Annotated in this window: 20 protein-coding genes and 1 tRNA gene; 13 read left to right on the forward strand and 8 right to left on the reverse strand. The window is 66.5% G+C overall.

The window, feature by feature from the left end:
* Positions 1-4 precede the first annotated feature (4 nt).
* The gene (locus RAD10_RS04740) at positions 5-595 is read left to right on the forward strand and encodes a thermonuclease family protein (protein ID WP_461616507.1); all 591 of its coding nucleotides are present in this window, start codon (positions 5-7) and stop codon (positions 593-595) included.
* A 56-nt stretch (positions 596-651) separates the two neighbouring features.
* Here the strand turns inward: RAD10_RS04740 and RAD10_RS04745 are convergent, their stop codons facing one another.
* Together RAD10_RS04745 and acs are read right to left on the reverse strand one after the other, a co-directional pair.
* Complete coding sequence (locus RAD10_RS04745) at positions 652-1,167, reverse strand: L,D-transpeptidase (protein WP_461616508.1); 516 nt, start codon at positions 1,165-1,167, stop codon at positions 652-654.
* Positions 1,168-1,603: 436 nt separating this feature from the next.
* Complete coding sequence (gene acs, locus RAD10_RS04750) at positions 1,604-3,550, reverse strand: acetate--CoA ligase (protein ID WP_461616509.1); 1,947 nt, start codon at positions 3,548-3,550, stop codon at positions 1,604-1,606.
* Positions 3,551-3,952: 402 nt separating this feature from the next.
* Between acs and RAD10_RS04755 the strand changes: the two genes are divergently transcribed.
* Positions 3,953-5,122: a DNA topoisomerase IB gene (locus RAD10_RS04755; protein ID WP_461616510.1), complete on the forward strand. Its 1,170-nt coding sequence runs from the start codon at positions 3,953-3,955 to the stop codon at positions 5,120-5,122.
* A gap of 111 nt (positions 5,123-5,233) precedes the next feature.
* Here the strand turns inward: RAD10_RS04755 and RAD10_RS04760 are convergent, their stop codons facing one another.
* On the reverse strand, positions 5,234-5,689 hold the full coding sequence (locus tag RAD10_RS04760; RefSeq protein ID WP_028139325.1) for an SRPBCC family protein: 456 nt from the start codon (positions 5,687-5,689) through the stop codon (positions 5,234-5,236).
* A gap of 101 nt (positions 5,690-5,790) precedes the next feature.
* Here RAD10_RS04760 and RAD10_RS04765 point away from each other — a divergent pair, with 101 nt between their 5' ends.
* Positions 5,791-6,885 carry an adenylate/guanylate cyclase domain-containing protein gene (locus tag RAD10_RS04765; protein ID WP_461616511.1) on the forward strand — a complete coding sequence of 365 codons (1,095 nt, stop codon included), beginning with the start codon at positions 5,791-5,793 and terminating at the stop codon, positions 6,883-6,885.
* 76 nt (positions 6,886-6,961) lie between these two features.
* Here RAD10_RS04765 and RAD10_RS04770 read toward each other — a convergent pair whose 3' ends face one another.
* The 3 genes from RAD10_RS04770 to tsaD are packed head-to-tail and all read right to left on the reverse strand — an operon-like array spanning position 6,962 to position 9,434.
* Positions 6,962-7,375 carry an EVE domain-containing protein gene (locus RAD10_RS04770; RefSeq protein ID WP_461616512.1) on the reverse strand — a complete coding sequence of 138 codons (414 nt, stop codon included), beginning with the start codon at positions 7,373-7,375 and terminating at the stop codon, positions 6,962-6,964.
* 2 nt (positions 7,376-7,377) lie between these two features.
* Positions 7,378-8,358: an NAD(P)H-dependent glycerol-3-phosphate dehydrogenase gene (locus RAD10_RS04775; protein WP_461616513.1), complete on the reverse strand. Its 981-nt coding sequence runs from the start codon at positions 8,356-8,358 to the stop codon at positions 7,378-7,380.
* A gap of 2 nt (positions 8,359-8,360) precedes the next feature.
* Positions 8,361-9,434: a tRNA (adenosine(37)-N6)-threonylcarbamoyltransferase complex transferase subunit TsaD gene (tsaD, locus tag RAD10_RS04780; RefSeq protein ID WP_461616514.1), complete on the reverse strand. Its 1,074-nt coding sequence runs from the start codon at positions 9,432-9,434 to the stop codon at positions 8,361-8,363.
* 150 nt (positions 9,435-9,584) lie between these two features.
* Between tsaD and RAD10_RS04785 the strand changes: the two genes are divergently transcribed.
* From RAD10_RS04785 to RAD10_RS04810, 6 genes are all read left to right on the forward strand, one after another.
* A complete protein-coding gene (locus tag RAD10_RS04785; protein ID WP_092261502.1) occupies positions 9,585-10,331 on the forward strand; it encodes a uroporphyrinogen-III synthase in 747 nt (248 codons plus the stop codon).
* Between the two features lie 65 nt (positions 10,332-10,396).
* Positions 10,397-11,605 (forward strand): COG4223 family protein, encoded by a 1,209-nt coding sequence (locus RAD10_RS04790; protein ID WP_461616515.1) that lies wholly within the window; start codon positions 10,397-10,399, stop codon positions 11,603-11,605.
* A gap of 36 nt (positions 11,606-11,641) precedes the next feature.
* Positions 11,642-13,426, forward strand: coding sequence for a heme biosynthesis HemY N-terminal domain-containing protein (locus RAD10_RS04795; RefSeq protein WP_461616516.1), 1,785 nt, complete (start codon positions 11,642-11,644; stop codon positions 13,424-13,426).
* A gap of 100 nt (positions 13,427-13,526) precedes the next feature.
* Positions 13,527-13,602, forward strand: a tRNA-Thr gene (locus RAD10_RS04800).
* 87 nt (positions 13,603-13,689) lie between these two features.
* Positions 13,690-15,378, forward strand: a complete 1,689-nt coding sequence (locus RAD10_RS04805) for a hypothetical protein (RefSeq protein WP_461616517.1) — start codon at positions 13,690-13,692, stop codon at positions 15,376-15,378.
* A gap of 109 nt (positions 15,379-15,487) precedes the next feature.
* On the forward strand, positions 15,488-15,880 hold the full coding sequence (locus tag RAD10_RS04810; protein WP_461616518.1) for a hypothetical protein: 393 nt from the start codon (positions 15,488-15,490) through the stop codon (positions 15,878-15,880).
* A 73-nt stretch (positions 15,881-15,953) separates the two neighbouring features.
* Here the strand turns inward: RAD10_RS04810 and RAD10_RS04815 are convergent, their stop codons facing one another.
* Positions 15,954-17,009, reverse strand: a complete 1,056-nt coding sequence (locus RAD10_RS04815; protein WP_461616519.1) for a polysaccharide deacetylase family protein — start codon at positions 17,007-17,009, stop codon at positions 15,954-15,956.
* A 253-nt stretch (positions 17,010-17,262) separates the two neighbouring features.
* Here RAD10_RS04815 and RAD10_RS04820 point away from each other — a divergent pair, with 253 nt between their 5' ends.
* On the forward strand, positions 17,263-17,571 hold the full coding sequence (locus tag RAD10_RS04820; RefSeq protein WP_461616520.1) for a hypothetical protein: 309 nt from the start codon (positions 17,263-17,265) through the stop codon (positions 17,569-17,571).
* A 170-nt stretch (positions 17,572-17,741) separates the two neighbouring features.
* The gene (locus RAD10_RS04825) at positions 17,742-17,957 is read left to right on the forward strand and encodes a cysteine rich repeat-containing protein (protein ID WP_461616521.1); all 216 of its coding nucleotides are present in this window, start codon (positions 17,742-17,744) and stop codon (positions 17,955-17,957) included.
* Positions 17,958-18,047: 90 nt separating this feature from the next.
* Here the strand turns inward: RAD10_RS04825 and RAD10_RS04830 are convergent, their stop codons facing one another.
* Complete coding sequence (locus RAD10_RS04830; RefSeq protein WP_018318974.1) at positions 18,048-19,736, reverse strand: MFS transporter; 1,689 nt, start codon at positions 19,734-19,736, stop codon at positions 18,048-18,050.
* Between the two features lie 146 nt (positions 19,737-19,882).
* On the opposite strand from RAD10_RS04830, the gene RAD10_RS04835 reads away from it, so the two are divergent.
* Both RAD10_RS04835 and RAD10_RS04840 read left to right on the forward strand, forming a co-directional pair.
* On the forward strand, positions 19,883-21,256 hold the full coding sequence (locus tag RAD10_RS04835) for a hydrolase (RefSeq protein WP_461616522.1): 1,374 nt from the start codon (positions 19,883-19,885) through the stop codon (positions 21,254-21,256).
* Between the two features lie 35 nt (positions 21,257-21,291).
* The gene (locus RAD10_RS04840) at positions 21,292-22,662 is read left to right on the forward strand and encodes a cytochrome P450 (RefSeq protein ID WP_461616523.1); all 1,371 of its coding nucleotides are present in this window, start codon (positions 21,292-21,294) and stop codon (positions 22,660-22,662) included.
* Positions 22,663-22,684 lie beyond the last annotated feature (22 nt).

The following is a 22,684-nucleotide window of genomic DNA, read 5'->3' on the forward strand; positions in this document are numbered from 1 at the left end:
CGCGATGTCGCGCTTTGACCCCAGCCATCCATATCGGACGTCATACAGCGGCTCGCCGTTCGGCCGGCGCTTCTCCGGATTATTGCCGTGGATGTTCGTGGTGGGCATCGCGCTGGCCGTTGTGCTCACCTTCCGCCATGGAATGGGCTGGCTTGTTCCTGCCGCCGATGGCGACCGCACGCGGAACGCCGAGATCGTTCTCGAGCAGGCGGGCCATCCCGATGTTCGCGAGCCGGTCGACGTCATTCGCACCATCGACGGCGACACCTTTCTCGCGCGCGTTCGTCAGCGCGGCGGCCGTTATCTCGTCGTGCGGGTTCGGTTGCGCGGCATCGACGCGCCCGAGATGAAAGCGTCCTGCCGGGAGGAGCAGGACAAGGCGGAAGCCGCGGCCCGCGCATTGCGCGATCTGCTCGGCCAGGGCGGCGTGACGATCACCAATCTCGGCCCCGACAAATACGGCCGCGTTCTCGCCGACGTCGCGACCCGGCGGACTGCGAGCGTTTCGGCGGCATTGCTCGCCGGCGGCTTTGCGCGAAGCTACAATGGCGGCCATCGCGACGGCTGGTGCGCGCGCAGCTGGCGCTTCTGGTAACAAAAAGGCCGCGTCCAGGGACGCGGCCTTTTCTTGTCTTGCCTTGATCCCGGCAATCAGCGCGTCACGACCACCGTCGTGCCGACCGAGACGCGGCCGTAGAGATCGGTGATGTCGTCGTTGAGCATGCGGATGCAGCCATAGGAGACGAAGCCGCCGATCGAGCCCGGCACGTTGGTGCCATGGATGGCGTATTCGCCGCCGGCCAGCGTCATCGCCGCGACGCCCATCGGGTTGCGCGGCGAGCCGCCGGGAATGACGTCAGGGATGCTCGGCTTGTCGCGCTTCACCTCGGCGGGCGGAGACCAGGCCGGATTGCGGTACTTGCCGTCGATGCGGGTGGTGCCGGCCCACTGCTTCCCCGACTTGCCGACGCCGACCGGGTAGCGCACGGCGTGGCCGTTATCGAGGATGAGATAGAGCCGCCGCTCGCTGGTTTTGACCACGATCGTGCCCGGCGAATAGTCGGCCACATGCGCCCCAACCATTTCCGGCCGGGCCTGCGCCGCGGTCGACATCAAGACCCCTGCCCCGATGGTGGCGGCGAGCGCCACAGCAATCCTTATCGACATCGAATTTCCCCTAGCCCGAACGGATCATCCAAAATTACGCGGAACCGGCAATCGCCAGCTTGCCACGTCCTTGTCAGGGGACATTCTTAACCGCGCCTGTTAACCGGTTGGTTTCCACGCACGGCCGCCAAGGGCCAGCCAGCAGGGGGAACAAAGGAAATGTTCGAAATAAAGTAAATGACCTGAAAACAACACTCGGCGGGAAAGATGCGGCCGCACCGGCACACGCCCTGACAAGTCCGTGAGGCTGTGAACGGCTGTTATTTCGGGGCCTCGGTGCGAAAGGCAGTCTCGTGTCCCGGACAAGGCGCAGCGCGGAGCGCTGCTCCGCAGAGCCGGGACCCAGTTCTTCTCTTCGTGCGCGGCTCGATGGGCCCCGGCTCAGCAGCGCACCGCGAAGTGCGCGCTGCGCTGCGTCCGGGGCACGAGAGCTCGTTTACGCCGGCTTCCGGTTCTGCCGGTTCTTGACGAGATCATCGACCACGGCGGGATCGGCCAGGGTCGAGGTATCGCCCAGGCTGCCCGGTTCGTCCTCGGCGATCTTGCGCAGGATGCGGCGCATGATCTTGCCCGAGCGGGTCTTAGGCAGACCCGGCGCGAACTGGATTTGATCCGGGGATGCGATCGGGCCGATCTCCTTGCGCACCCAGGTGACGAGCTCCTTGCGCAGGTCCTCGGTCGGCTGCACGCCGGCCATCAAGGTGACATAGGCGTAGATGCCCTGGCCCTTGATGTCGTGCGGGAAGCCGACGACCGCGGCCTCTGACACCTTCTCATGTGCGACCAGCGCGCTCTCGACCTCCGCGGTGCCCATGCGATGGCCGGAGACGTTGATGACGTCATCGACGCGGCCGGTGATCCAGTAATAGCCGTCGGCATCGCGGCGGCAGCCGTCGCCGGTGAAGTACTTGCCCTTGTAGGTCGAGAAATAGGTCTGCTCGAAGCGGGCGTGATCGCCGTAGACCGTGCGCATCTGGCCGGGCCAGGACCGCGTCAGGCAGAGATTGCCCGAGGTCTCGCCGTCCAGCACCTTGCCGTCGGCATCGACGATCTCAGGCACCACGCCGAAGAACGGCTGCGTCGCCGAGCCCGGCTTGAGCTTGGTCGCGCCCGGCAGCGGCGTGATCAGGATGCCGCCGGTCTCGGTCTGCCACCAGGTGTCGACGATCGGGCAGCGGTCGTCGCCGACGACGCGGTGATACCACTCCCACGCTTCCGGATTGATGGGCTCGCCGACCGAGCCGAGCAGGCGGAGCGAGGCGCGCGATGTCTTCTTCACCGGCTCGTCGCCCGACTGCATCAGCGCGCGGATCGCGGTCGGTGCGGTGTAGAAGATGTTGACCTTGTGCTTGTCGATGACGTTCCAGAATCGCGAATTATCCGGGTAATTGGGCACGCCTTCGAACATCAGCGTGGTCGCGCCATTGGCGAGCGGCCCATAGAGAATGTAGCTGTGGCCGGTGACCCAGCCGACGTCGGCGGTGCACCAGTAGATGTCGCCGTCGTGATAGTCGAAGACGTATTGATGCGTCATCGAGGCGAACACGAGATAGCCGGCGGAGGTGTGAAGCACGCCCTTGGGCTGGCCGGTCGAGCCTGAGGTGTAGAGGATGAAGAGCGGGTCCTCGGCGTGCATGTGCTCGACCGGGCATTCCGTCGTCACCATTGCCGCCGCTTCGTGATACCAGAGGTCGCGCGTCGGGTTCATGTCGATCTTGCCGCCGGTGCGCTTGGCCACGACGACCCAGTCGACGCCGTCGGCCTTGGCGAGCGCGGCGTCGACATTGGCCTTCAGCGGCACCTTCTTGCCGCCGCGCAGGCCCTCGTCCGCGGTGATGATCACCTTGGACTGGCAGTCATTGATGCGCTGGGCGAGGCTGTCCGGCGAGAAGCCCGCGAACACCACGGAGTGGATCGCGCCGATGCGCGCGCAGGCGAGCATCGCATAGGCCGCTTCCGGAATCATCGGCAGGTAGATGGTGACGCGGTCGCCCTTCTTGACGTTGCGGGTGCGCAGGATGTTGGCCATCCGGCAGACCTCGTCGTGCAGCTCCTTGTAGGTGATGTGCTTGGACTGCGAGGGATCGTCGCCTTCCCAGATGATCGCGGTCTGGTTGCCGCGCTTGGCGAGATGGCGGTCGATGCAGTTGTAGGCGACGTTGAGGATGCCGTCCTCGAACCATTTGATCGAGATGTTGCCGGGGGCGAAGGAGACATTCTCGATTTTCGTCGGCGCGTGCATCCAGTCGATGCGCTTGGCCTGCTCCGCCCAGAAGGCGTTCGGGTCCGAGATCGAGCGCGCGTACATTTCCTTGTACTTGGCCTGGTCGACCCAGGCGCGCTTCGCCCACTCCGCCGGGACGTCGTAGATCTTCTCGGACATGCTTCCCTCCACATACGGCAGGCCGAACGCTGGCGACCGGCGAGCCGACTTGATCATTGACTGATTATGCGTCGGGCTAACCGGGCCCGACAAGGAGCACAAGCTGGACCTTCGGCGGGCGGCCGGCCATGCGGAGGATCAAGGCCACCTGCTGCGACTGTCGCAGATCTGAAACAAGCCGGCGGGCGGCTTTCGGGGGTCTTTACCGAGATCCGCGGAACGGGCCGGCGCAGAGCCCTCATGCATCAGCAGAGGTATTTAGAAACCACCTCTCACTGATTCGGGACTCGCAATACGGTTCGGAACACCCTAAATGGCCAACCCGGGTCCAAAGAGACCCTTCGGAACAAAAATCAGAACAGCGGCATTGACCGGTAACAGACAGGGCTAAGGCATAAGGCTATGATGGATCAGCAGAATCTCGGGACGATACGGCCCGCTTCAGCCGATCCTGCGGCCATTGCGCTGGCCAAAGCCCTCGGACAATGGCCGAAACCGGGCCCTTTCAGGCGTCCGAGCCCGAAAAAGGCGTTCGACACGGCGCCCGCGGCGACGGTCGAGGCGCTCGCCAAGGAGCTCGGCCTGCGGCTCGGTGACCAGAACGAGCTGACCATCCGCCGCATCCGGCGCGGCAAAGGCTATTCCTTCGTCCGTCCCAACGGTGCTCATATCCGCGACGCCCGCACCATCCGCCGGCTGCACGCCATGGCGGTGCCGCCGGCCTATCGCGAGGTGCGCTATTCGTCCGATCCGAGCTCGCATCTCCAGGCCGTGGGACGCGATGCCGCGGGCCGGCTGCAATATCGCTACCACGCCGATTGGGAGAAGGTCCGCGAGCACCGCAAGGCGCATCGCCTAGAAAAGCTCGTCGGCGCGCTGCCAAAGATCCGGCGCAAGGTCTCGGCGTTCCTGTCGGGCGACGAGCCGACGCGTGAATTCGCGCTCTCGGCCGTGATCGAGCTGATCGCGCGCACCGCGATCCGCCCCGGCAATGAATCCTATGCCCGTCTCAACGGCACCCGCGGTGCGACCACGCTGCTGAAGTCCAACGTCACGCTGGAGGACGATTGCTTCGTGCTGACCTTCAAGGCGAAGGGCGGCAAGGCGGTGCGCAAGGAGTGCGACGCGGCCAAGCTGGTGCGCGCCATCGGCATTTTGCAGGGCGTCCCCGGCAAGCGCATGTTCCAGTATCGCGATGCCTACGGCATCGTGCGCGCGGTCAACACCACGCAGGTGAACGCGTTCTTGCGCGAGATCGCCGGCATCAAGATCTCGCTGAAGGATTTCCGTACGCTGATGGCCTCTGCCGTCGTCGTGGAATCCCTGTCGCGGATCACGCCGGCGACCAGCCAGCGCGGCCGCAAGAAGCAGGTGCTGGACGCGATCCGCGCCGCGGCCGACAAGCTCTCCAACACGCCGGCGATCTGCCGCAAGAGCTACGTCCACGACACCATCGTCACCGCGTTCGAGGACGGCATCCTCGAGCGCTTCGCCGCGACCATGAAGGGCCAGCGCTCGCAGGCGCGGCGCGAGCAGCTTCTGGCGCAGGTGGTGGCGACCGCCGCGGTGTAGCGCCGCGTCGCGCTGCCGTAGGGTGGGCAAAGGCGCGAAGCGCCGTGCCCACCACCTCTCGCTAATCGCATAGAATGGTGGGCACGCTGCGCTTTGCCCACCCTACGAGAGCTACGACTTGGGCGAGACGCCGTTGTCGGGACCGGGATCGCCGCCTGCGGCTGCGGTCGTGAGCCGTTCCATATAATGCGCCCACCCCGTCGCGTGCGCGGCGGCCTGCGCTTCGCTCGGGAGGCCGCTATGGGTCATGCGCAGTAGCGTGCCGCCGTCGCGCTCGATCAGGTCGATCTCGATCAGGCTCGAGCCGGGCGGTACTTCCTGGCCGCCTTCCCATCCGAACGTGTAGGCCAGACGATGCACCGGCACGACCTCGCGGAAGGCGCCGCGGGCGACGCCGCTGCGGGGGCCGATGCCCTTGAGCAGATAAAGCCCGCCGGGATGCGGCTCCGTGGTCGCATCGGAGCCCATCCAGCTCAGGATTTTCTCGGGGTCGGTCAGATAGGCGAAAACGGTGGCGCGCGGTGCGGCGATCTGGGTCTCGCGTCGCACTATGAACGGTTCGGTCATCGGCGATCATCCCTTCGCTGCCATTGGCACATGGCGGCGCCAAAGCGGCGCGTCAAGGATTGCCCGTGACAAAGGCCGCCTGCCTTCGCCATGATCGAGCCATGCAGCTCTCCCCGACCCTCGCCTGGCTTGTCGATGCCGCCTCGGATAGTTCCGGGGCGGACCGCCTGCTTGCGGAACTCGGCGCCCATCTGCTCGCCGACGGCGTGCCGCTTGCGGCGGGCGCCCTGACGCTGGAGGTGCCGCATCCTCTGATCGCAAAGCGGACCTGGCTGTGGCGTGCCGATGGCGGCCAGGTGATCGAAGCACTCGGCTTCGCGCCGGGCGGATTGGCGCCCGATCCGCCCAACGATGCCGGCCGCCGCTGGCTGCGCGACATCGCGCGCGGCGAGGTGCACGAAGACATCATCGGACGGCCCGATGGGCCGCAGCTTTGTTGGATCGGGTCGCGTTCCTTCACCGCGGACGACATCGGGCAATTGCGCCAGGCCGCGCGTTTTGCCGCGACGCCCCTCGCCGTGCTCGCCGCGCGCGCTACGCTGCGGGCAACGCTCGATGCCTATCTCGGCAAGCGCAGCGCAGAGCGGGTGCTGGCGGCACCTCTGCGCCGCGATCTCGGCGAGACCATTCAGGCCGCGCTGCTCTATGCGGATTTGCGCAACTTCACGACGTTGTCGGAAACCTCTCCGCCTGCACAGGTCATCGCCGCGCTCGATGCCTGGTTCGATCGCATCGCCGGCGCTGTCCACGCCTTTGGCGGCGAGGTGCTGAAATTCATCGGCGACGGCGTGCTCGCGATCTTTCCGGTGGTCGAGGCATCGCCGCGCCGCGCCTGCGAGGCCGCCCTGCGTGCCGCAGGCGCAGCGGAGGCCGGCATGGTCTATCTCAACAAGGAGCGCGGCGCTCAAGGGTTGCCGCCGCTGGCATTCGGTGCTGCGATCCATCTGGGCGAGATGCTGTGGGGCAATATCGGCGCCGCCAACCGGCTCGACTTCACGGCGATCGGTCCCGCCGTCAATCTCGCCAGCCGGCTCGAAGGCTTGTGCAGGCCGCTGGGGCGGACCGTGCTGGTGTCGGGCGCGCTCGCCGCGGAAACGGACGTGCCGCTGATCGCGCTCGGATCGCATTCGCTGCGCGGCATTGCTGCGCCATGCGAGGTGTTTGCGCTGCCGGATGCGCAAGCTCCGATATCCTAGCCCGCACGAGCGAAGCGACATGTGGGGCCAGTGCTCCCGGATATCGCTTCGCTCATCCGGGCTACAGCACCTGCGGCTAAACCCCGCCCATCTTGCAGACGAGTTTCCACTCCTCCGCCGTCACCGGCTGCACCGACAGGCGCGAATATTTCACCAGCGCCATGTCGGCGAGCTTCTTCTCGGCCTTGATCGTGGCCATCGTCACCGGCGTCTTCAGCGGCTTGTCGGCCTTGATGTCGACGCAGACGAATTTCTCGGTCTTGTCGGTCGGATCGGGATAGGCCTCCTTGACGATCTCGGCGATGCCGACGATCTCCTTGCCCTCGTTGGAATGATAGAAGAACGCCTTGTCGCCCTTCTTCATGGCGACGAGATTCTGGCGCGCGGTGTAGTTGCGCACGCCGGTCCAGGCCTCGCCCTTGGCGCCCTTCGCCACCTGCTGGTCCCAGGACCACACCGATGGTTCGGATTTCACCAGCCAGTACGCCATGTTTATTCCTCTGCCTTGAAGGGGCGCGTCATCAGTGCCGAGATCGCGGCGTCGATCGTGCTCCGGCCGCTCAGGATCGACGCGACAGCTTCTGATACCGGCATCTCGACGTTTTGCGAAGCTGCGAGTTCGATCAGCACCGGCGCGGTGAACTCGCCCTCGGCAAGCTTGCCCGCAGGCGGCTGTTCGCCGCGGCCCAAAGCAAGGCCAAGGACGAAATTGCGCGATTGCGGGCTCGAGCAGGTCAGGATCAAATCGCCAAGGCCAGACAGGCCGGTGATCGTTTCGCTGCGTGCGCCGAGCGCGCGGCCGAGGCGCGTCAGCTCGGCAAAGCCGCGGGTCGTCAGCGCTGCCTGGGCGGAGGCTCCGAGCTTGCGCCCGACCGCGATGCCGACTGCGATCGCAAGCACGTTCTTGGCCGCGCCGCCGATCTCGACGCCGCGGATGTCCGTAGAGTGATAGGGACGGAACGTCGGTGAGCCCAGCGCCTGCACCAGGCCGCTCGCCAGCGCCTCGTCCTTTGCCGCCAGTGTCACCGCCGTGGGCAAGCCGCGCGCAACATCGTCGGCAAAGCTCGGGCCCGACAGGATCGCCGGCTGGGCGTGCGGCGCGGCCTCCGCAATCACGTCGGTCATGAATTTATGGGTGCCGTGCTCGATGCCCTTGGCGCAGGCAACGATCGGCATGGGCCTTGTCAAATGCGAGGCCAGCATGTTGACGGCACCGCGCAAATGCTGCGCCGGTGTTGCGATCAGCAACATGTCGGCGCGCGCAGTGAGCGCCAGATCGCTGGTCACGACGATCTCCGGCGCGATCCGCACGCCGGGCAGCCGCGGATTATCGCGTGTCGAGGCGATCCGCGCGGCGTGCTCGGCATTGCGTGCCCACAGCGTGACGCTCCGTCCCGCCCGCGCCGCCACGGTCGCCAGCGCCGTGCCCCAGGCGCCCGCCCCGATCACCGCGACGGATTGGAACGTGGTCATGGCTAGTATCCCGCCCGGGTCTTGCCGTAGCCGGCCGGCGCCGTTGCGTTGGCATCGAGCAGCCAGCGCGCGCGGGGCTGCGCTTCCATCGTGTCGGTCATGCCGAGCGCGAGGCGTTCGGCGCCGGCCCAGGCGATCATCGCACCGTTGTCGGTGCAGAGCGCGGGTGGCGGCATGATCAGCTGCGTCCCGGCTTGCTGTGCGACGTCATCGAGGGCGCCGCGGATCGCCTGATTGGCGGCGACGCCGCCGGCCGCGACCAGCGCGCGCGGCGCGCCGAATTTTTCGCGGAACAGCCTGAGGCCGACGCTCAGCCGGTCGGCGGTCGAATCCAGCACGGCGGCCTGAAAGCTCGCGCAGAGATCACTGATGTCCTGCGGCGTGATCTCAGCCAGCCGGCTCGCTTCAGTGCGGACTGCCGTCTTCAATCCCGACAGCGAGAAATTGGCATCGGGACGCCCTTGCATCGGCCGCGGGAACGCAAAGCGCGTGGCATCGCCGCTTGCCGCCGCGCGCTCGACCTGCGGGCCGCCGGGATAGGGCAGGCCCAGCATCTTCGCGACCTTGTCGAAGGCCTCGCCGATCGCATCGTCGACGGTGGTGCCGAGCCGTACATACTGGCCGACGCCGGTGACCGCGACGATCTGGGTATGGCCGCCCGAGGCAAGGAACAGGCAATAGGGAAATTCGATTCCGTCGGTGAGGCGCGGCGTCAGCGCGTGCGCCTCCAGATGGTTCACCGCGACCAGCGGCGTGTCGTGCACCATCGCGATCGCCTTCGCGGTGGTGAGCCCGACGATGACGCCGCCGATCAAGCCCGGCCCCGCCGCGGCAGCAACACCGCCAAGCTGGGCGAAGCCGACGCCGGCCTCCTGCATCGCGCGCGCGATGATGCCGTCGAGCAGGTCGACATGGGCGCGGGCGGCGATCTCCGGCACCACGCCGCCGAAGCGGGCGTGCTCCTCGATCTGCGACCGCACGATGTTGGACAGGATCCTGCCGCTGCCGTCAGGCGCGCGCTCGATCACCGCCGCGGCGGTCTCGTCGCAGGTGGTCTCGATGCCCAGTACCAGCATTGGCGAATTGTTATCCAATTTGCGCCCTTGCGCTCATCCGGAAAGCGGAGTTCTGGTACGTCCGGTAGCATTCCGGGGCCAGATTGCGCAATCGCCACGCGCGGCTTCCTCACGAATGCGTCGCCGCCAATTGGTTCGGGAACACCAGCGATGTCCATTCTTGTCACACGGCCGCACCCCGACAATGAGGCGACGGCGGAAAGCCTGCGTGCGCGGGGGCTTGCGGTGCTGCTTGCGCCGGTGCTCAAGTTCGAGCCGGTCGCCTTCCATGATGAGAGTGAAGCTCCCTACGGTGCCATCCTCGTCACATCGGCCAACGCGATCCGTGCCGTCGCGCCACAATTGCGGGATCTTGGTCTATTGGAGCTGCCCTTGTTTGCGGTCGGCGAGCACACGGCTGCTGCTGCGCGCGACGCCGGCTTTGCCGAGGTGATCGTCGCCGGCGGCGATGCCGCGTCCTTGCGCGACAAGGTGATGCAGAGCGCGCGCGACAAGGTGCTGAAGAAAAAGAGCACGCTGCTGTATCTCGCAGGCGCGGATCTGTCGCGAGACCTCGGCGGCGAGCTCGGTGCGGAGGGGTTTAGCGTGGTCACGCAGACGACCTATCGCATGGCGCCGGTCAAGCATCTGCCGCGCGAGGTCTGCGAGGGCTTTGCCGCTCACGGCGTCGAGGCGGTGCTGCACTACTCCCGGCGCAGCGCCCGGGCGTTCCTGGATGCGGCCAGGGACGAGGGCGTCGAAATCTCGGCGCTGGCTATACCGCAATGCTGCCTGTCCGAGACCGTTGCCAGCGTGCTGCGCGATGCCGGCGCATCGCAGGTTCTGGTGGCTGCGACACCGGACGAAAATGCCTTATTTACCACCTTGGAGCGTGCGTTGCGCACCCGTTTGGCGTAAGAGGTCGAGCCGAATCCGACGTAATCGGGTCCGTCCCGCGTATGGAAGTGTGAGGAACCGTCACGATGGCCGACGACAAGCCTGAAGACGCAGGATTGGCTCCTGAGTCCGGCCGTGCCAAGCGCACTCCGCCCACCATCGACCTCGAAGCCACCGAAGTCTCGACCCAGCCGCAGGAGCCGGCGGTCGAGCCGGAGGCACCGCCGGCGCCGGAGCACGCCGAGCCTGAGCAGGCAAAATCCGACCAGGTTGACGCAGAGCCGGAGCGGACCGAACCGCAGGCCGCGGTTGCGCCTGCTCCGGTGTCGTCGGTTTCGCCCTGGGTCATCGCGCCGTTCTCCGGCGCTGTCGCAGCGGCGGTCGTGATCGCGGTCGGCTGGATGCTGGGTTGGCCCGCCGTACAGGCGCCGCCGGCGGCCCCGCAAGTCACGAGCGCGACGGTCGATGCGCTGAGCGGTCGCGTTGCGGCAGTGGAAGCCAAGGCCGGCAAGCCCGCCGCCGATCCCGCCATGGCGGCGCGGATCGACGCGCTGGAGAAATCCGCGAGCAGCTTGCGCAGCGACGTCGCCAATCTGCGTGCGCAGTCCGACAAGACCGCGAGCACATTGAACGATGCGAAATCGGCGGCGCAAACGGCCGCGCCCGACCTTGCCGCTCTGAGCGACCGCATCGCCCAGCTCGAGCGCGCCAGCAAGACCGAACGTGCCGAGCTTGCGCAGCAGGGCGAGAAGATCGCCGATGCGAAGAAGGTGGACGACAAGCCGCTGCGCCATGTGGTGGCGGCGGCGCTGCTCGATGTCGCCGTTCGTCACGGCGATGCTTACGAGTCGCAATTGGCCGCAGCGCGGGCGATGGCGGCAAAGCCCGATATGCTGAAGCCGCTCGACACCTTTGCCGCGTCAGGCATCCCGACGCCGGTGGCGCTGAGCCGCGAGCTGCTCAACATCGTGCCGAAGCTGTCGCCGCCGGCGGAAACCCAGACCAGCGGCACAGGCATCGTCGAGCGTCTCCAGGCAGGAGCGTCAAAGCTCGTCCGCATCGAGCGCACCGACGGGGTCGGCAACGATCGTGGCGCCATCGTCGCGCGGGTGACGGCCGCGGCGCTTCGCAATGATTTCGTGGAAGCGCGGCGCGAGCTCAAGACGCTGGCCGAGGCCGATCGTGCGCCGGCGCAGGCCTGGCTCGACAAGGCCGATGCCCGCGACGCTGCTCTCGCCGCTTCCCGCAAGTTCGCCGACGATGCCATGGCGGATCTCGCCAAGCCTGCTCAATAAAGGTTCGCGCAATACTAAGCGCGTATAGGGATCGCCATGCTTCGCATCGTCCTCTTCCTTGTCCTGATCGCGCTGGCGGCGGCCGGCGCGGCCTGGGTTGCCGACCAGCCCGGCGATCTCGTCCTGACTGCGGGCAGTTTCCGCGCCTCGACCACGCTTCCCAAATTCGTGTTCCTGCTTGGCCTGTTTGCCGCGGCGGTCGTGCTGGTCTGGAGCATCGTGACGACGATCTGGCGCACGCCGGGGCGTCTGCGCCGCCGCCGCCATGACAAGCGCCACGCGAGAGGCCGCCACGCCATCACCCACGGCCTGCTCGCGATCGGTCATGGTGACACCGCGCTCGCCCGCCGGCACGCGGAAACTGCGCGGCGACATGCCCCGAATGATCCGCTCGCGCTGCTCCTGCATGCGCAGTCGGCGCAGCTCGAAGGCAATCGCGACGAGGCGCAGCGCGTCTTCCGTGCCATGGCCGAGCGTGAGGACACGCGCCTGCTCGGCCTGCGCGGCCTGTTCATCGAGGCGCAGCGCGCCGACGATGCGGTCGGCGCCGTGATGATCGCGGAGGAAGCGATCAAGCTGTCGCCGTCCTCGACCTGGGCCTCGCAAGCGGTGCTCGGCTTCCGCTGCGCGCGCGGCGACTGGAGCGGCGCGCTCGCGATCCTCGATTCGAATTTGTCCGCAGGCCTGATCGACAAGCAGGCCTATCGCCGCCAGCGCGGCGTGCTGCTCACCGCACGCGCGCTGGAATTGGCAACCATGGACCGCGACGTCGCGCGCGAGAGCGTGATGGAGGCGGTCAAGCTTGCGCCGACCTTGGTGCCCGCGGCCGTGCTCGCGGCAAAATTCGACAGCGAGGCACATCAGGTGCGCCGCGCAATGAAGCGGGTGGAGGCCGCCTGGCTCGCCAATCCGCATCCGGATCTCGCGGATGCCTATGCCCATGTGAAGCTCGGCGATACCGCGTGGCACCGCTTGCAGCGGGTCGAGACGCTGGCGGCGAAGACGCCTGCCGACAGGTCCGGCCATATCGAGGGCCAGCTCGCGATCGCGCGTGCCGCGATCGACGCCTCCGAGTTCGCCCGCGCGCGCGAAGTGCTCGCGCCTTATCTCAGCGATCCGACCCAGCGCGTCGCGCTGCTGATGGCCGAGATCGAGCGTGCCGAGCATGGCGATAGCGGCCGTGCCCGCGCCTGGACCTTGCGCGCGGTGCGCGCCCGCCACGACCCGGCGTGGACTGCCGACGGCTATGTCAGCGACCGTTGGCGCCCGGTCTCGCCGGTCACCGGCCGGCTCGACGCGTTCCAGTGGCAGACCCCGGTCGCGAGCCTGCCTTCGGACAAGGGAACCACGATCGAATCCTCGGCCTTCGAGGAGGCCATGCTGGCGGCCCCGCCGCCGAAGCGGGTGACGGTGGCCTCCAGCGAACGCCCGGCGGAACCGGCCGTGACGGCCCCAGCCCCAGTACCGGCCGCTCAGGACAATTCGCCCCCTGAGACCAAGGAAGCCGCCAAAGAAAACGCCAAGGAAAACGCCAAGGAAACCCTCAAGGACGAGCCGGCGGTTACGCCTGCCGAGACGGCCCAACCGGCCCCCGAGCCCGCCGAATCAGCGCCGCCGGCGCCGACACCGGTATTCCGGAGCCGCGCCGATCTCGGCAAACCCGCTCCAGCGCCGATTCCCGCGGTCATCCCGATCGTCCGGGCCCCCGACGATCCCGGGATCGATGACGAGGGTCCGAGTGATGAATTTACGGAACAAATCGGTACACCCAAGGCCCAGGCCGGCGGCTGGCGCGGATTCTGGTCCCGCTGGGGCGCGTGAGCCGCATTTCGAACCCGGCTTGTCCTTGCCAATTCGGGCCATGCCCGATATCAGGAGCGCGCGTATCGGGGCCGGCATCGCCTTGGCCCCGGCAGGGTTCGCCGCAATAGCTCAGTTGGTAGAGCACGTCATTCGTAATGACGGGGTCGGGGGTTCGAATCCCTCTTGCGGCACCAGCGCTCAAACTCATCCGATCCAAGAAGCGCGAGCCTAGTCCCGGCCATTGCATCCGGCGCATTGCGCGCGATGCTGGCGTCTCTACGATGCGCGCTGGCGGGGTGTGGGCGATGGGGCAGGCAGGGGCATCGCGAACGGAGCCGGGCTCCGCGGATCGGAGCGACCGGGTCCGGCTGCCCGGCCTCGTCATCCTTGCGGCGCTGATCACCGCCATCGTCGCTTCCAAATCGCTCGACGCGTCGCGGCTGCACAGCCGGCTGTCCGTTCCCCCGCTCTATGACGACGTCGCCTATTTCGGCGACGCGGTCAGATGGGTGAATGCCTTCGGAAGCCGCGGCGTCGCCGGCAGCGTCTGGGACTTGCTGCATCACCATGCGCCGTTTTCGACGCTGGTGGCGGCCACCGGTTTTTGGTCGTTTCCGGGAAGCTATGTCGGTCCTTATCTCGTTCATGCCGTGATCGTCTTCGGCTTCCTGCTCGGGATCATCTGGCTGGTTCGGCGACGGCCGGTCCTCGAGATCGCATCGTGTCTGGTCGTAGCGGTGTGCGTGCCGGTGCTGTGGCACACGATCACGGAAGCGCGTCCCGATCTGCCCTCGGGACTCGCCATTGGTCTTGCTGCCGGTGCCATCGTCTACCGCGGCGTGCTCCGGCGTAGCGCCCGGTCGCTGGCTGGCCTTGGCGTTGCCTGCGCATTCGCCGCCTGCATCAAGCCGACATCGTTCCCGGCTGCGCTTGCTCTGCTCGGCAGTGCGTTCGCGATCCGGCTGGTCGTCGATTGCATCCAGGCGGGCGGATTGCGCCTGTCGATCAGGACCGCGCTCGGCGCGCTCGCGTGGTTCGTGCTGCCGTTGATCGCGACCACGGCCGCGCTGATCGGACCCGCATTGGTCGAGACCGTCACCTACATTCTCAACGTGTTCGTCGGCCAGCGCGACCTCTGGACGACGGGCGAAGGTTTCTGGCCCGGACTGCTACGCTTCTCCATCGGTGGCGAGGGACAGTTCGGCCTGCACTATTGGCTCGCCATCGGGTTGGCCTTGATGCTGCTGCGCTTCGTGCTCGCTGCGATCCAGGGCCGGGCTGCGGTGCTGGACGCCGTCGTTCTGCTCGCGACCGTGCTGATTGCCTACGCCATTCCGTCCGTTGCCGAGATCAAGACCTATTTTTTCGGCGCAATGTTCTACGGCGTGTTCATCGTCGCGATGGTCCTCAATGGCTGCGCCAGCATGGCGTCCATGGAATCGCTGCTTGCGCGCACGGTCCTTGCGACAGCCAACCGTCGGCATCTGCTGACGGCGGGCCGGGTGCTTGCGCTCGCAATCGCCCTCGCGCTGTTCGTCAAGCACGTCGTGATCGGTCAGCTCAGCGTGGCGACGCCGCTGAGCGCACAGCAGCAGGACAGCATCCGCGCATCGACCGAGCGTCTCTGGTCGTTTCTGCGCGACGTCAAGCCACCGCCGCCGGGCCCGCTTTATGTCGGCTTTTCGAGTCCCTACCCGGTCACGCCCGCGACCATTCAGTTGTATGCGGCGCAGGCGCGGATGAATCTCGTCGTCCGCGGCGAGATGCTGCATCGAACGGCAGCGGCCACCGCAGACGCGCTTCTGCAGTCGAACATCCTCGTCGTCTCGAGCTCGATCCAGCATACGCTGGTCGGACCGCGGGTCGGCGATGAGCTCATCGCCCGCATGGACGCGGAAAAGGGCGTCTGCCTGCTCGACAGCATGAGCTTTCCGGACGTGACGCTGCGGCTGTATCGGCGGGGGTGTTGATAGCAGCCGGCCGGTTCGAAATTGCTCCGCGATTGTGTGAGGCCAATCACTTAACCCAGGACACCCTTCCCCGTAATGTCCCGGGTACGCCAACACGGGGAGATTTCACATGCGCAAGATCATTCTGGTTGCCGCCATGGTCCTGGCTTCCGCCTCTGCCCAGGCAGACGGCTCCCGCAGCCTGTCGCTGTCCGCGGCGGGTGCTCAGGCCCCTGCTCCACAAACGACGCCGTCCGCCGCCACGGCGCAGGTGAGCGAAATCGCGCCAGCCGCGGAGGCGGCGAAATATTCCGATCGTCCGCCGGCAGTGTCGCTCTCTGCGCCGGCCGCCACGGTCACGCCGGCGGCTCCGGCGGTGACCACGCCCACGACCACCCCCGCGCCGGTCGCGGCAACCAAGCCCGCCACCAAGAAAACGGCAAGGGCGGACAAGCCGAAGTCCAAGCGCCGGACCGAGGGCCGCATCATCAGCGAGCTGCACCGCCACGGCATCTATTGGTAAGCCGCTCGCCAAAAGCAAATGGCCGGGACGAGCCCGGCCATGACGCAAGAGTTTTGGTTTGGATAGATGGCGTTTACTGCGACACCGTCTGCACCACGCTCCCGATCGGACGCGTGTTGGTGCTCGCGGTCGGCACCTTCATGTCCTTCATGATCGCTTCGTCGTATTCCGGCAGCGTCTGCAGCGTCGTCTTGGCCTTCATCTGCACGACCTTGTAACCGCCAGCCTTCAACCGCGCGAGCAGCGTCGGCAGGGCTATGCCGGTATTCTTCTGGAAATCATGCATCAGGATGATGCCCTTGCCGAGCTTGTCCAGCCGGGTCATCACCGTCTCGATGATCTTCTCCGGCGTCGCGCCCTTGCGGAAGTCGAAGGAGTCGACGTCGGTCGAGAACATCGCGACGTTGCGGGTGCCGAAATAGCTCACGATCGCCGGATTGTGCTGGAGCTGCGGAAAGCGGAAGAACGGCGCGGGGTTGGCACCCAGTGCGAACCTCACCGCGCTGATGCCCTTTTCGACCTCGTCCTTGGCCATCTGCTCGGTCATCTTCTTGCCGTTCAGATTGACGTGCGACCAGGTATGCGTGCCGACCGTGTGGCCCTGGGCCAGCACCTGGCGCAGGATTTCCGGATGATAGGTCGCGTGCTTGCCGACCGAGAAGAACAGGCCCTTGGTGCATTCGTCCGCCAGCGCCTTCAGCACATTCGGCGTGTTCACGGGCCAGGGGCCGTCGTCGAAGGTCAGCACGACCTCCTTGTCGGTGAGGAAGTCGAATTGCTTGAAATGATCGAAGCCGAAGCCGGGGCCGCCGGTGGTGTCGATCTCGACCACGCGGGAGACGCCCAGCGCGTTCGGATTGGCGCAGGTCGATTTCTGCTGAACCGGCATGGCCGGGGCGGGCGCGGGTGCCTGAGCAACTATCGTCGGCCTGGCCGCGATCGTCGCGGTGGTCTCGACGTCATCCCTGGCGGCGAGCTTCGCCGGTGCCGGCAATTGATCGGCGGCACGGGCGGCAATTGTCTTGGGAGCGGCCTGATCGGCGCGCGAGGAATAATAAAACCAACCGCCGGCGGCGATCACGACCGCCGCAACTACACTGGCCAACATCAGGCCCAACGCATTACGCATCGCTACTCTTTCCAATTACGCAACCAAACCGGCGGAATTTCCCGCGCGACGAGCCATTAATGCGAAGTAACAGTTAACGTGACACCAACACGACGGCGGTTGTGGAGGAATTTCAGGGAGGTGCGCCAAAGTGACCGACGTCACAGTCGGGGTGCCGCCCGTGACCATCATCACAGTGGAAACTGTTTTGCTGGAGCATCGTAGCTCCCATCAACAACGGGCACCGTTGCGACGGCGCCAATGGGAGCTTCAAATGACCAAGTCCTTCTCGACCAAGTCCCTGAGTAGCAAGATCCGCGACACCAGCCTGGCGCTGGGCTTTGCCGCGATCGTGTCGATCGTCTCGACCACCTCAAGCTTCGCCTTCTCGGCCGAGGCGCAGCAGCAGTGCACCGGCGATGCCTTCCGCCTGTGCTCGGCGGACATCCCCAACATCCCGAAGATCACCGCGTGCATGATGAAGCATCGTTCGGATCTGAGCGCCGGCTGCCGCGCCGTGATGGACAAGGATCTCGCCAAGGGCGCCTCGCGCAAGGTCGCTGACGCCCAGGACAAGCAGTAAGAGCGCGCAACACTGCATCGTTGCGTCGGTTAGCTCCCCTCGCGATACGCCCCGGCGTCAAGCCGGGGCAACGCGGCGGCGCCATGCAGCCCGCCAATAAAGCCGTTGCGGCTGAGGGATCGTCGCACTAGCTTCGCCCGCACATTCTTCCGGGTAAGAGGCATTACGCGATGACCAGATTTCTTTTCATTCTTCCTTTGCTGCTCGGCGCATCGGTCGCATCCGCGCAGCAGCAGCCGGGCCGCGATGCCTGCGCGCGCGATGTCACCCGCTTTTGCCGTGCCGTGATGAACAATGGCGATGGCGCCGTGCTCGCCTGCCTCAAGCAGAACCGCACCCGCCTGAGCAAAGGCTGCGACAAGGTGCTGACGGAGCACGGGCAGTAGTGATTCCCGTAGCCCGGATGAGCGAAGCGACATCCGGGACTTCTGACCCCGCATATCGCTCCGCTCATGCGGGCTACGGACTCACAAAACCTACGTGCTGCTCCCCGCCGCGGTCGCGACCACCGGCAGCACCTCGGCGCTCGCACGATCCGGCGTCTCCTCCTTCCAGCGCACTGAACCGAACGGACGCTCCAGCATGCGGCGGATCCGCACCGGCTCGGGACCGATATGGAAATCGATCGCCTGCTGATGCAGCGCGCGCTCGGACTGGGTCGAGCGGTTGCGCTGGCGTAAGTAGTCGAACCAGGTCGGGCAATGATAGCGCTCGGTCCACAATTCGGGGTCGGCGATGTCGCGGGCGATCGACCAGCCATAGGCGCCGTTGCGCTGCCGGGAGAGCTGCACGTCCTGCATCACGTTGTGGAACGCGCGCGCGTTCTCCTGCGCGACGCGATATTCGATCTCGACCACCAGAGGTCCGCTGCGCCCCGTCAGGGACAGCTTCACCTCGGGATCGGCCAGCACGTCGGCATCTTCGTTGCGGGCACCGACGCGCGGCATCGTCAGCCAGATCCCGAGCAGCGGCGAGATCAGCATCAGGCCAGCGGCGGTCAGCAATGCGACCTCGACGCCGGCATAGTCGGTGAGATGGCCCCAGCCCCAGGCACCGATGGCGATGCCGCCGGAAATCGAGGCCTGGAACGCCGCGAGCGAGCGGCCGGCGACCCAGCGCGGCGCCGAGAGCTGCACGCCGATATTGAACAGCGCGATCGCGGCCATCCAGACCGCCCCGGCCAATACCAGCGCGGTCGCCGTCAGCACCGGCTCGGTGCTCAGGGCAAGGGCGGCCATCGCAAACGCCATCGAGATGGTGCAGGCGCGGATCGCAGCCTCGCCGCTCATGCGCTTGCGCAATTCGTGGATGTTGAGCGCACCGATCACGGCGCCCATGCCGAAGGCGCCCAGCATGATGCCGTAAGTCTGCGCCCCGCCATGCAGCAGGTCGCGCGCCACCAGCGGCATCAGCGCCATGATGGCGCCGCCGATCAGGCCCATCACCAGCGTACGCAACAGCACGATCTTGATCGGCGGTGAATTGGTGATGTAGCGGAAGCCGGAGACCATGGCGCGGTTGAGCTTTTCCCGCGGCAGGCGCGAGGGCTCGGTGCTGCGCCGCCACAGCAGCAGCACCACCAGCAGCGGCAGATAGAGGATCGCGTTACAGGCGAAAGCGGCCACCGCGCCGAGCGCGGCGACGATGACGCCGCCGACCGCGGGGCCGAAGCTGCGCGCGATGTTGTAGCTGATGCCGTTCAGCGCGACGGCCGAAGGCAGCGCATCGGGCGGCACCTGCTCGCTGACCGAAGACTGCCACGCCGGGCCGAACAGCGCGTTGCCGCTGCCGACCACGAAGCAGAAGGCGAGCAGCGTCTCCGGGGTGATGAGATTGAACCCGGCCAGTACCGTCAGTACCGTCGCGCCGGCGAGTGCAACCATCAGCGAGACCAGGGTGACGATGCGGCGGTCATACATGTCGGCGATGGCGCCGGCCGGCATCGAGATCAGCATGATCGGCAGCATCAAGGCGGTCTGCACCAGCGCCACCTTGTCCGCCGAGGCCGCCATCTGCGTCATCGCCCAGGCCGCGCCGACGCCCTGGATCAGGAGGCCGAGATTGGAGAGCAGGCTGGCGAGCCAGATGCGCCGGAACACCGTGTACCGCAGAGGCGCGGTGATGCCGTCGGCGGCGATTTTCTGGCGGTTCGTCTGCTCGGTCATATCCCCTTCCAAACGGGCTGGCAGAATGGTCTTGGAGTGATCTTGGGCGATTCCGGCAAATTCAGTGATGCCCGCGAAAGTCCTTCGCTGTCCAGTGGTTAGGCCGCTATAAGCGGTGCAAAGAGTTGGTTTGCCGGGAGGAACAAATGAAGCTGTCGCGACGGACGATCCTGCAGGGGGCGGGCAGCTTGCCTTTCGCAATTGCGAGCTTGCGGACGGGCGCATCGGCCCAAACCGCGCCCGCTGCGGCGCCTGGCACCGAGGTGCCGCCGATCCTGTTCGTCCACGGCAATGGCGACTACGACGCGCTCTGGATGACGACCTTGTGGCGGTTGGAATCCAACGGCATCGCACACGATCGCATGATGGCGATCAATTTCACCGACCCGCTGGCGCGGAGTGACGACAAGGTTGAGCAGGCCGGCCGTTCCTCGATCGAGGATCAGCGCCGCGAGCTCGCTACCGCCATCACTGAGCTGAAGCGCCGCACCGGCGCGGCGCGCGTGGCGCTGGTCGGCAGCTCGCGTGGCGGCAATTCAATCCGCAACGTGATCAAGAACGGTGGTGCCGGCGATGTCAGCCACGCCGTCTTGTGCGGCACGCCCAATCACGGCGTGTTCGCGACCGACGACCAGCCTAACAACGAGTTCAACGGCCGTGGCGTATTCCTGCGTGGCCTGAACGAGGGCGAGAGCGAGGTGACGCCGGGCGTTGCCTTCCTCACCTTGCGCAGCGACGGCATGGACAAATACGCCCAGGCCGACGGCCGCTTCATCGGCAAGCCCGGCACGCCGACCGGTGTCACCAATGAAGGGCCCGAGCTGAAGGGCGCCACCAATCTCGTGCTCGGCGCACTCGACCATCGCGAAGTGGCGTTCCATCCGCGTGCCTTCCGCGAGATCTACAAATTCATCGCGGGACGCGAGCCCGCGCGCATTGCGATCGTGCCGGAGCCAAGCGTCCGGCTGAGCGGCCTCGTCACGGGGACGCCGGGCGGCGTGCCGACCAATCGCCCGGTGGCCGGTGCAACCGTCGATATCTTCCGCGTCGATCCTGATACCGGAGAGCGCAAGGGCGGTGCGCTGCACAGCGCGAAGACGGGTGCCGACGGCCGCTGGGGGCCGGCGCAGGTCGATCCCGCCTGGTCGCTCGAATTCGTGCTGGCATCGCCCGACACGCCGACGACGCATATCTATCGCTCGCCCTTCCCGCGCTCATCCGACGTCGTGCATTTGCGCGCCGCGCGCCCGCTCGGGCCGGCCGACAAGGACGCAGGCGCTGTCGTGATCATGTCGCGGCCGAGGGGCTATTTCGGCCTGCCGCGGGACGTGGTGCTCTTCGACGGCAAGGAGCCGGCCGATGTCAAGCCGGGCGTGCCCACTGATGCGGCAGCAACCCTGCGGCTTCCCGCCAGCGAGGTTGGGCGTAACATCGTGGCCGAGTTCGGCGAAGAGCGAATTGTGGCGCGCGCCTGGCCCGCCCAGGAGAACAGGATTGCGGTCGCCGAGCTGACTTACTAGCTATTTGCCTGCGTCACATCTTGCGGGAGAGAGCCATGAATATCGCCAGCGTGCGTAGGCCCATCATCCCCCCGGCTCCCCCGCGTGCGCCCGACGACATGTCGTTCTTCGGCCGGCTTGCCGTGATCCGGCGCAACATGATCGCGACATGGGGGCAGCCCGCTTATGAGGAAGAGGTCATCAAGGGCCGCTTCTTCCTTCGCAACAGCTTCATCCTGAATCAGCCGGATGCGATCCGGCACGTCCTGCTCAACAATTACGAGAATTATACGCGCACGCCGGCGGGCATCCGCATGCTGCGCCCGGTGCTCGGCGACGGGCTTCTGATCGCGGAAGGTCATTCCTGGACGTTCCAGCGCCGGACGCTCGCGCCGGCCTTCACGCCGCGCGCCACCGCCAACCTCGTGCCGCACATGACGGCGGTGCTCGACGAGACCATCGCGAAGCTCGATACGCAGACGGGCGCGCCGGTCGATCTGCGCGAAATCATGCAGCGCATGACGCTGGAGATCGCCGGGCGCACGATGTTCTCGTTCGGCATGGACCGGCATGGCGCGACCCTGCGCAATTTCATCATGGAGTATGCATCCCGGCTGGGACGGCCCTACTTCCTCGACATGCTGCTGCCGGTGTCGTGGCCGAGCCCGATGGATTTTGCCCGCGCCCGCTTCCGCAAGCGCTGGACCGAGTTCGTCGCCATGTTGATCGCCGAGCGGCGTGCCGCCGGCAAGAAGGACGGCGCGCCGCCGCGCGATCTGTTCGACCTCATGGACGCGGCGCGCGATCCGGAAACCGGCAAAGGCTTTTCCGACGAGCAGCTCGTCGACGAGGTCGCGACCATGATCCTGGCGGGTCACGAGACCACCGCAACGGCGTTGTTCTGGGCGCTCTATCTGCTCGCACTCGATCCGGAGACGCAGGAGGAGGTGGCGTCCGAGACAAGCGGTGAGCATCTCGACAGCATGGCCGACATCGATCGCCAGAAATTCACCCGCGCGGTAATCGACGAGACCATGCGGCTCTATCCTCCGGCCTTCCTGGTCGCGCGCGCCGCACGCGAAAAGGACAATGCGGCCGGAATCGAGATCAGCAAGGGCGACATCATCATGATCGCGCCCTGGCTTTTGCACCGGCACGAGAAGCTGTGGGATCAGCCGAACGCGTTCATTCCAAAGCGCTTCATGTCGACGGAGGCGCCCGATCGCTTCGCCTATCTGCCGTTCGGCGCAGGTCCACGCGTCTGCATCGGCGCACCGTTTGCGCAAGCCGAATCCGTGCTGGCGCTGGCCCGGCTGATCGGCGCGTTCCGCGTCGAGCTCGCCGATCAGGCGAATCCCGTGATCCCGCTCGGCGTCGTCACGACCCAGCCGGACCACTCACCCATGTTCCGTATCACCCGTCGGTGACAGGCGATTGCCTGGCCGATGG

This window comes from Bradyrhizobium sp. 23AC (assembly GCF_054863025.1).